Origin of the sequence: Kitasatospora sp. NPDC057738 (assembly GCF_042798815.1) — a bacterium.
GTDB lineage: Bacteria > Actinomycetota > Actinomycetes > Streptomycetales > Streptomycetaceae > Kitasatospora > Kitasatospora lactacystinica.
The window spans coordinates 1-1,471 of sequence record NZ_JBHVJT010000167.1 but is presented as its reverse complement, the minus strand read 5'-3'; the positions used below and the strand labels follow the sequence as shown (position 1 = coordinate 1,471).

General features: G+C 70.4%; 1 protein-coding gene. It reads right to left on the bottom strand.

All coding sequences use genetic code 11. The features are described 5' to 3' along the window. Positions 1-198: 198 nt before the first annotated feature. Positions 199-1,131 carry a hydroxymethylbilane synthase gene (gene hemC / locus ACFVGO_RS39365; protein ID WP_359915649.1) on the bottom strand — a complete coding sequence of 311 codons (933 nt, stop codon included), beginning with the start codon at positions 1,129-1,131 and terminating at the stop codon, positions 199-201. Positions 1,132-1,471: the final 340 nt, after the last annotated feature.

Genomic DNA, 1,471 nt, shown 5'->3' with positions numbered 1-1,471 from the left:
GGCGAGCATGGCGGTTTCAGCCCCCCCTGCGCAGGAAGTCGGCCGGGCCGACTTCCTGCGCACAAGGCGGCGACGGGCGGGCCCACGGGCAGGTCGGCGGGACTTCCGCCCGCTGGCGGAGCTGTTCACCATGCTCAAGCGGGCCGGTGCGGACCGGATCATCACCTATGCGGCCCTGGACCTGGCCGGCCTACGGGCCTATGCGGCGACTGTGGGCCGGACCTCTGCCAGGATGCCCTCCGCGCCCTGGTCCAGCAGGAGGCTCGCCACCTGAACACCCAGCCTCTCCGGCTCGCTCGGCGGGCCGGAGAGGCTGGCCTCCACCTGCCGGCTGCCGTCCACGGAGGTGACCTGCCCGTGCAGGGTCAGCACGTCGCCGTCGGCCTTGCCGAAGGCGCCGACCGGTACCGAGCATCCGCCGTGGAGCTCCGCCAGCATCGCCCGCTCGGCCCGCACCTCCGCGTCGGTCACCGGGTCACCGGAACCGGCCAGGAGCTCTCGGGCCGACTCGTTGTCCTCCCGGATCTGGATGCCCAGCGCGCCCTGCCCGGGCGACGGGGGAAACGGCCCGATCGGAAGGATCTCGCTGATCTCCTCGCTGCGGCCGAGCCGTTTGATCCCGGCGGCCGCCAGGATCACGGCGTCCAGCTGCTGCGTCCGGAGCTTGCCGAGCCTGGTCGGGACGTTCCCCCGGATCTCTACCGGTACCAGGTCCGGGCGGACGTGCAGCAGCTGGGCGATCCGGCGCGACGCCGACGTGCCGATCCTGCCGCCCTGCGGGAGGCCGGCCAGAGTGCTGCCGCACAGCGCGTCATGAACGTCCGCGCGGGTGGGCGGGGGCAGGAGGATCAGGCCGGGCGGGTTCGCGGTCGGCAGGTCCTTGAGCGAGTGCACGATCACGTCGACCTCGCCGGACACCAGCGCGTTCACCTGGTTCACCGAGAACGCCGAGCCACCGCCGCGCTCCGAGACATCCCTCAGGGCCGACCTGCGGTCCTGGTCACCGGCTTCCGTGATCACTCGCTGGCGGAAGACCACGTCGGGGAAGCGCTCCCGCAGCGGTGCCAGGAACTCCGTGACCTGAGCCCGCGCCAGGTGACTGGCCCGCGACCCCACCACCAGTGTGCTCATAAGCCAACTCCCGGCATCTGACGAGGTGTTGACCGCATGCTACTCGCGTCAAACGCGTCCGATTTCCGACGTTATGTCGGAAACCGAGCAGGAGTCCTTGGCGTCGTGCAACCAGCCAAACCATTCGCCTCGCCAAGCCCGCCTGCGCAGCCCCCCCGCCGAACTCGTTCGGCGGGGGGGGGGGGGGCTGGACGACACCGAATCAAATCCGGCCTACTTCAGTGGCCGTGCTTCTTCTCCTGGTTCTGCATGGGAAGTCGGCTCGGCCGACTTCCCATGCAGGGGCCGTGGCGTCACGATGCCGTTGGCGACTCTGCCCTTGGCGAAGCCGAAAAAAAGC